This is a genomic window from bacterium (assembly GCA_019695305.1).
Lineage (GTDB): Bacteria > UBA10199 > UBA10199 > UBA10199 > JAIBAG01 > JAIBAG01.
Genome location: JAIBAG010000051.1, coordinates 1 through 7854, shown reverse-complemented (window position 1 = coordinate 7854; position 7854 = coordinate 1). Strand labels below are relative to the sequence as shown.

General features: G+C 43.5%; 9 protein-coding genes and 1 tRNA gene. 5 read left to right on the top strand and 5 right to left on the bottom strand.

Going from position 1 to position 7854, the window contains the following annotated elements; all coding sequences use genetic code 11:
• The 4 genes from K1X76_12825 to K1X76_12810 form a co-directional block, all read left to right on the top strand.
• Positions 1-401: SUF system NifU family Fe-S cluster assembly protein (locus tag K1X76_12825; protein MBX7149945.1), on the top strand; the 401-nt coding region annotated here is incomplete at its 5' end.
• 1 nt (position 402) lies between these two features.
• Positions 403-732 carry an SUF system Fe-S cluster assembly protein gene (locus tag K1X76_12820; GenBank protein MBX7149944.1) on the top strand — a complete coding sequence of 110 codons (330 nt, stop codon included), beginning with the start codon at positions 403-405 and terminating at the stop codon, positions 730-732.
• A 39-nt stretch (positions 733-771) separates the two neighbouring features.
• Positions 772-1908, top strand: coding sequence for a cysteine desulfurase (locus K1X76_12815; GenBank protein MBX7149943.1), 1137 nt, complete (start codon positions 772-774; stop codon positions 1906-1908).
• Complete coding sequence (locus tag K1X76_12810) at positions 1905-2753, top strand: Mrp/NBP35 family ATP-binding protein (GenBank protein MBX7149942.1); 849 nt, start codon at positions 1905-1907, stop codon at positions 2751-2753. The genes K1X76_12815 and K1X76_12810 overlap by 4 nt, the downstream gene beginning before the upstream one ends.
• Position 2754: 1 nt before the next feature.
• Here the strand turns inward: K1X76_12810 and K1X76_12805 are convergent, their stop codons facing one another.
• The 3 genes from K1X76_12805 to K1X76_12795 all read right to left on the bottom strand — a co-directional run bounded on the left by K1X76_12805 (position 2755) and on the right by K1X76_12795 (position 4503).
• Positions 2755-3330, bottom strand: coding sequence for a hypothetical protein (locus tag K1X76_12805; GenBank protein MBX7149941.1), 576 nt, complete (start codon positions 3328-3330; stop codon positions 2755-2757).
• A 53-nt stretch (positions 3331-3383) separates the two neighbouring features.
• Complete coding sequence (locus K1X76_12800) at positions 3384-4262, bottom strand: serine/threonine-protein phosphatase (GenBank protein ID MBX7149940.1); 879 nt, start codon at positions 4260-4262, stop codon at positions 3384-3386.
• 168 nt (positions 4263-4430) lie between these two features.
• Positions 4431-4503 (bottom strand) — tRNA-Glu (locus K1X76_12795).
• 137 nt (positions 4504-4640) lie between these two features.
• On the opposite strand from K1X76_12795, the gene K1X76_12790 reads away from it, so the two are divergent.
• The gene (locus K1X76_12790) at positions 4641-5459 is read left to right on the top strand and encodes a diguanylate cyclase (GenBank protein ID MBX7149939.1); all 819 of its coding nucleotides are present in this window, start codon (positions 4641-4643) and stop codon (positions 5457-5459) included.
• Here K1X76_12790 and K1X76_12785 read toward each other — a convergent pair.
• Positions 5456-6742 carry a patatin-like phospholipase family protein gene (locus K1X76_12785; GenBank protein ID MBX7149938.1) on the bottom strand — a complete coding sequence of 429 codons (1287 nt, stop codon included), beginning with the start codon at positions 6740-6742 and terminating at the stop codon, positions 5456-5458. The genes K1X76_12790 and K1X76_12785 overlap by 4 nt on opposite strands.
• A 47-nt stretch (positions 6743-6789) precedes the next feature.
• A partial coding sequence (locus K1X76_12780) for a hypothetical protein (GenBank protein ID MBX7149937.1) occupies positions 6790-7854 on the bottom strand: 1065 nt, incomplete at its 5' end.

Below are 7854 nucleotides of genomic sequence, written 5' to 3'. Positions count from 1 at the left end.
CCAAAAACCCCCGTAACTTTAAAACCATGGGGGAGTGTACCTGCTCCATGGACGGGCATAATCCGCTGTGCGGCGATAAGCTGACCGTATTTATAAAAATGGACGGCGACACACTCAAAGATTTAAGTTTTATAGGAACAGGCTGTGCTATTTCTACGGCATCGGCTTCGATGCTGACAGAAACTTTAAAGGGTAAAACAAAAACTGACGCCTTAAAAACATTTGAAGATTTTCACCGCATGGTAACAGGCGAGGATGAAACTCCAGCCTCTACTTTGGGTAAATTAGAAATTTTTGCCGGCGTCAAAGAATTTCCCATGCGTGTTAAATGTGCAAGCCTGGCCTGGCATACTCTCAAGGCAGCACTTGAAAATAAACATGAACCGGTAAGTACAGAATAATATGAGCACCGAACAAACAACAGACCAAGCGGCCATTAAAGATGCCGTTATCGAAACTCTCCGAACAATCTACGATCCGGAAATACCCGTGGATATTTACGAGCTGGGGCTTGTGTATGATGTAAATTTAGACCCTGAAAATAATGTTTTAATTGATATGACCCTCACCTCTCCCGCTTGCCCGGTGGCCGGCTCACTCCCACCCGAAGTTGAAGGAAAAGTAATGGGGGTAAAAGGTGTAAAAAGCGCCAAGGTAAATTTGGTTTGGGAACCACCCTGGGATAAAGACAAAATGAGTGAAGCAGCCCGGCTTAAATTAAATTTGTTCTAGCTCTTCCCACTTCCATTTCTTCATTGTACACTAATACCCATGAAACGCCCGCTGTATCTCGATTATAATGCCACTACCCCGCTTGATCCGGCGGTTTTGGCCGACATGCTTCCCTACTTTACCGAAAAATTTGGTAATTCGTCGAGCGGTTCACATATTTATGGTTTAGAAGCCCAAGTTACTATCGATCATTGCCGCAAAAAAATAGCCGAGCTTTTAAATTTCCCTCATCCCGATCATATTATTTTTACCAGCGGTGCCACCGAGGCTAATAATTTAGCCTTAAAAGGGCTAGCCCACGGAGCTAAAAGTAAAATTCATCTTATCACGCAAAAAACAGAACATCGTTCTATTTTAGAGGTGGCGAAATCTCTTGAAAAAGAAGGACACCACCTCACCATACTTCCTGTGGATGCACACGGTTTAGTAAAACCAGCCGATCTGGAAGCCGCCATCACACCCGAAACAGCCTTGATCAGTATCATGGCTGCCAATAACGAAATTGGAACTATTGAACCCATAAGGGAAATTGCCGAAATTTGCCGTGAAAAAAATATTTTGTTTCACACCGATGCCGTACAGGCACTTGGAAAAATCCATTTTTCGTATACCGATTTACTTTTTGATATGATGAGTTTTTCGGGCCATAAAATTTACGGCCCTAAAGGAGTAGGCGCACTGGTGCTGGGGCCTCGCGTAAAATTATCGTCTATCAAACCACTTTTTCATGGTGGGGGCCATCAGCAAGGAATGCGTTCGGGCACGCTAGATACAGCCTCTATTGTGGGGTTAACGCGCGCGCTCGAATTGTCACTCATCAATTACAAAACCGAAAGTGTACGCTTAACCGAGCTACGGGATTATATGATTAAAGAGCTTTCCTCTCTTAAAGGATTTACGCTTAACGGGCATCCCACCATGCGCTTGCCCAATAATATTCATTTTAGTCTAGGTGGGGTTACCAATACCGATCTTATCCAGCGTATGCCACAAATTGCTGTTTCCAGCGGCTCGGCCTGCGCTTCCGGCTCGGGTCTTCCCTCGCATGTGATGAGTGCCATCACGCAAGATCAAAACCGGCTTAGTTCCTCCATCCGTATGAGCTTGGGCAAATCCACCACAAAAGAGGATGTTGACTTGGCTATTCGTTGTATTAGAGATGCACTCACATTATGAGTGATACTCTTCCCCCAAACAAATTTGGTGCGGTCATTGCCGTAGCCTCCGGTAAAGGTGGCGTTGGTAAATCTACCGTTTCTGTTAATTTAGCCTGTGCCTTAGCCAGCTTAGGCCACAAGGTGGGCTTATTAGATGCCGATATCTACGGCCCTTCTCAGCACATTATGCTGGGCTTAAAAGGCCAAGATCCTGTCATGGCCGATGAGAAAAAGTTTAAACCTATTCCCAAGCACGGCATATCGGTGATGAGTTTTGGTTTTTTTGTAAAACCGGAGGACGCCGTTGTATGGCGCGGCCCCATGGTAAGCCGCATGTTTCAGCAATTGGTAAGTGATGTGTCGTGGGGCGAACTGGATTATTTAGTAGTGGATCTCCCTCCCGGAACCGGTGATATCCAATTAAGTTTAGCCCAAATTTTAAGTGTAACGGGTGTAGTCATTGTAAGCACCCCGCAGGATGTAGCACTCGCTGATGCCGTAAAAGGTGTGAGCATGTTCCGCAAGGTGAACATAGATATTTTAGGTATTATCGAAAACATGAGCACCTTTGTGTGCCCTCATTGCAATCACTCCACCGATATTTTCTCGCACGCTGGCGCTCAAAATAAAGCCAAAGTTTTGGAAGTTCCTTTCCTGGGTGAAATTCCGCTGGAAGAACAAACCCGCAAATGTGGCGATGACGGTATTCCCGTTGTAGTGCGCGATCCGGGAGCTGCACAATCAAAACGCTTTTTAGAAATTGCCGGTAAAGTAGCGGCTCAGGCAGACGAGATTAAAAAGAAAATGCCCACGATCAACATCGGCGGCCCCGGTCCGGAGATTGATAAAAATTTTAGCGTGTAATTTATTTTTTCTCGTTAAATTCTACATCTTGCCGTTTAAACCATTGTGTCAGTTCTGGCGAAAAAAACTGAGCAACCTCGTACGCTGTTTGGTCGGCACAATCCTTACAATTAAGAAAAAGGTGGTATTCATCTTTGTTATCACTATCCTGGCCAATAACATAAATAAATTCCAAATCGGGAAAAAAGAGTTTTATCCTGTGAATAGCATAACTGTGATGCGGACCGTTTCTTTCTGCACGCTCAATCGTTTGGCCTAAACTGACAATATCCTCTATATTCCTAATAGTAATTAACCCTTTCGGGCTATACACAAGCTGTATCGACTTGGCACTTTTCGTCAGTGAAATAAATTTTTGCAACCGATCATTATCAATCAAATTCTTCGATTGCGCTAAAAAAAATATATAACAAAAAAAGACGAAACCCCAGATACCGACCACAACCAAAGCCGTTTTTTTAGAAACAATACCTCGCCTAACCCCTATAGATCCTAAAAAAACAACAACTACATGCGCAATAAAAATGGGAATAAGTAATTGAGAGCTCAAGGCATTTACTGCATAAAAATCAATCACAGCAAAACTCCTTTACTACTCGGGGTTAATCCATGTTTCATGGTTAGCCACATCTACAAATGCTTATAAACAAGGAAAGTAAAATTATCGTGCGTAGCTTCAATGCCTTCGGTTGTTTTTCCGTTTTTAATGACCTGTAAAATTTTATCGGTAAACCATTCAGGATTATGATGATGCCTGGGACATTCGTTGGCAATTTCAGTTTCAGTTAAATTCATATAAAAACCATCACTGGCTAAAAGCAAATAATCGTCTTTTTTAATTTCCATGGTTTCTAAAAGCGGAAAACCGGTGGGATTAGGCACCATTTTATCATTCACAATATAATCAAATTCTTTTTCGGGGCTGCCTAAAGCATTGAGCAATACACTGCGGTACGGATTTTTACGCCAGTTATCCGTTTTTTTTACTTCTCCCGTTAAAAACATAAGGCCTAAAATAGATTGATCGCGCGTTGAGAAAATAATTTTATTATCGCGGATGAGATACGCCCGTGAATCGCCGATATTGGCAATAGTCAGGCGGTTTCCCAAAATTTCGGCAGACACTAAAGTGGTAGCCCCCATGTCTTCTTTTTGGGATGGCAATTTGGGATAGCCTTTTTGCAGATACGGATAATAATTGAGTAGTTCATGATGCACATCGCCACAGCTGTTTACAAAATCGATACCCTCGGCCAAATCTTGAGGCACAGAAGTAACCGCATGATAAGCCGATTTCTCGGAATTTTCATAACAACCCAAACCATCGGCAACACACAATACTAAACGATCGGGAAGCATGTGTACCGACAAAGCATCCTGATTTTTAGAACGCCCTCTTCCCACATTGGTAAGGCCTGTAACCCGCCCCAATAGCGGCGAAGCATCGTCAAAACGAATAATCCCTTCCCTAATATTATTGCCTAAAATTTGGCCATCTAGCTTGGTCATGAATTGAAAATAATAGCGGATTATCGGAGAAATGAGAATCAATTGTTGGAAGAAAGAGTAACCCCCTCCTGTCCTCCCCCTTACTCTAAGGGGGAGGGACATCTGCACAATTTTGTAAGTAAGTCCTCCTCCCTTAAAGCAAGGGAGGAGACAGAGGTGGGTTATTCTTGCCCCCTACGGAATTCGAATCCGTGTTTTCGCCGTGAGAGGGCGACGTCCTGGGCCACTAGACGAAGGGGACCAAAATTCTTCTTATGAAATACTCAGCTTCCTTGCTAACATCAAGTAAAAACCCTCATAACGCAACGCGTAAAAAGGCCAAAATTTTAGGTCCTGAAATGCTTTTAGGTTTGATATACTATTTTGATGCGGAAGGTCTTGGCGGTTAATATCCCCAAACATCTTAAAAGCGTGCTTATCCAGGGTTTAAACGGCTTTGATTTGTGCTTTATTAACAATCAAACCGAAAGCCTCCAGTTTATCAACACGCACGACATGGATATTATTTTGGTGGATGAAAGCGGTTGGGAACTGGACATTCATTTAAAAATTGATCGCGATCTTAAAAAACATAAAAAAAAGACTCCCGTTTTTCTTCTGGCTCAAAAAGATACGCCCCTTAAAAAGCTTAAAAATACAGAGCGCCTTCATAAAGAAGAACTAACCCCCGCTCTTCTTCAACTGGCTGTAGTACGCGCGCTTGAAAACAGCAAATGGGCGGCCCTTAACACACAAATGGAAGCCCCCCTGCACGATCCCTCTACCGGTCTTTTTAACAAACACTATTTATTTATGCGGCTAAACGAAGAGCTAGAACGCAGCCGCCGTTATAAATTTCCGGTGTGCGTGGCGCTGATTACCGCCGAACAGTGGGACATGCTTACAGAACGCTACGGCAGCGAAAGCACCGAAAATGTGCTTAAAGAATTGGGCAAGCTTATTCAAAAAAATATCCGCTTATCGGATATTGTATGCCGTTACGATGAAAAACATTTGGGACTTCTTTTGCCACACACAACCGTAGCCGAATCAAAAGTATTTTGGAAACGCTTGTCGCGTGTTTTGGCCGCACAACCTTTAAGCGTGGGTAACAAAAACTACATGCTCAGTTTTAAATTTGGCGTATTGCCCATCACACTTAAAACCGAACACGTAGAAGATAAATTATCGATGATTTGTTCAGAGCTGGGAGCTTAATCTTCAAAAAATGAAACCAGTTTATTGTGATTGGCGCGCGCATCCTCAAAACCCAATTCAAGCAGCTTTTTAAGATACGCCGGAATAAATAAAATAAAGGTTAAAAAATCAAGTCCACTCATTAAATCTACATCCAAAGCTTTTAGTAAAAAGCGCTCAAAGTAGCTGGTGTTTTGTCTTAAAAAATTCTTTTGCTCCACACATTCAAAAAAAACCTTGCGAATATCACGGCTAGGAAAAATACCCAGCGCTTCTATTTGTGTGAGCCCTCTAATACCAAACTCGTTTCCCTTGCCATGCTCGGCCATGTATCCGTTAAGCTTTTCTAAAAAATCGGAGCCAAAGGCTTCTTTGCAGGCATTAATAATTTGGTTAATGCGCGCTAACTGCGCCAAATCGTATTCTAACCTATCCACCAAAACTGTTTTTAAAATATTACCCATCAATTCACCCAGCGACGGGTACAGCGGATTTAAATCTACCACAGGCAACTGTGGCGCTTCGGCGCTTTCACTTTTGTGATGAAGTCCAATCACCAATACCTTTTCAGCCCCCATATGAATAGCCGGCGACATAGGCGTATTTAAACGCAAACCACCATCGCAATAGTAATCGTTACCAATACGCACCGGTGGAAACAAAACTGGAATAGCCGAGGATGCCAGTGTATGACGCACATCCAAATTTACATAATGCGCCTTATGACGACCTGTATACACAATGGAATTATCCTTTTGAATAAAATGTTCTATCACTCCCGAATGAATATTGGTGGTGGTAAGACTTACAGCTTTAATATGGCCATTTTGAATATTAACGGGAATTTGCCGCCACGGAATAATACTGTGCAACAAGCGCGGCAAGGGCGTGGTATCTAAAAAGCCCGAAAAATGAATACGATTTAATTGCACCTGATTTAAATTTTTATTCCCGCGCGAAAAAATATTGCGCATGATACCAAAAAAACTGCGCATTAAAAATGCAGTGAGGCTCCCTACCCCGCGACGGTACACATTATTTTGATTAAGATTATTCCAAATGGTATAAGCCTGTTGCCCTTGAAACTCAAGGTTATGCGCGGTAGCCGCCATAAAGCAGGTGTTGATAGCGCCAATGGATGAACCGGCTAAAATATCCACATGCCTCTTTTTGGCAATGTGCGGCGGCAACATGGTGCGGATGTAATGAATAACCCCCGCCTCATAAGCTCCACGCGCACCGCCGCCCGAGAGCACAATAGCCAACTTTTTTTGACGCGGTGTATTAGAGACGGGTAAAGACATATACCGTCTATTTTAAAGGAGGTTTACTAGATTAGGAAGGGGGAATATTATTGTTTTTCTGTTTCGCTAAATCTATTAAAAGCATTTTCAGGACGTCCACCGCCTCTAATTGGGCCACCGCCGCGTGGAGAATGGCTCAATTTAGATCTGGCTTCTTTAGCTGTTTCGCTAGCGTTCAAGCCGGCCTGACCACCACCTTGGGCCGACATAGCTGCCGTCATGGCTTTTTTAGCAGGACCTTCTTTTGAACCAATTTTATCACGCGCTGTTCTTAAGGCCGTAATAGAAGCGTCAGCTCTCGTTCTAAATGTAGAACGATGATCTTTTCCTGAGGTATTTATTTCTCCAATTACGGCATTGGCACGGGCTTCAATACGATCCTCACCGGTACCTTTGCGGATGGCAGTGCCAATACTATTCCAAGCATCAATACCTTTTGCAATACCTGTTGGTGCTGCACTAATTAAACCGGCGCCTTCGTTAATAAAGCCTGAGCCTCCAGTAAACCAATCTTTTACAGTACTCATTCCCGTTTTTAACACTTTACCAGCTGGCACACGTTCACCAAGTGATCTTTTTAACAAAATTTCACTAGCCGGATCATCGGCCTTATAGCCTTCTACGGCACGGGTTAAACGGGCAGCAGCTTGCGTAGATTTATCCCAATCGCGTTCAGCACGAGAACGCGCTTGCGTCCAATCGGCAATAAATTGTTTTTTATCGGTATTGTTATCTGCAATTCCACTGAATGTATCCCACTTTAAAGCTTCCTCAGCCCTACCACTGCCGAAGGTTCCGTGCAGCTTATCCCAAGCCTGACCAGCAGCAGTTGTCATTTGATCAGCAGGTATTGGATTCCCCTGAGCATCTCTATCGTCAGCATGTATTTGTGAATAAAGCTCAGTAAATTGTTGTTCATTCATACCACCAGGATAACGGTTAAATACGCGCTCCATGGTACTAGTCATAGGTTCATTAAAATTATCTCCAGTGATAGCTCCACCCTCGCCGGTACCTTCAACACCCAAAGCACTGGCATATTGAGTAGCAGCTTCACGGCCTTCAAAAACAGCGCGGGCTTCTGCACCATAACGTTCGGCTACGGCAGGGTC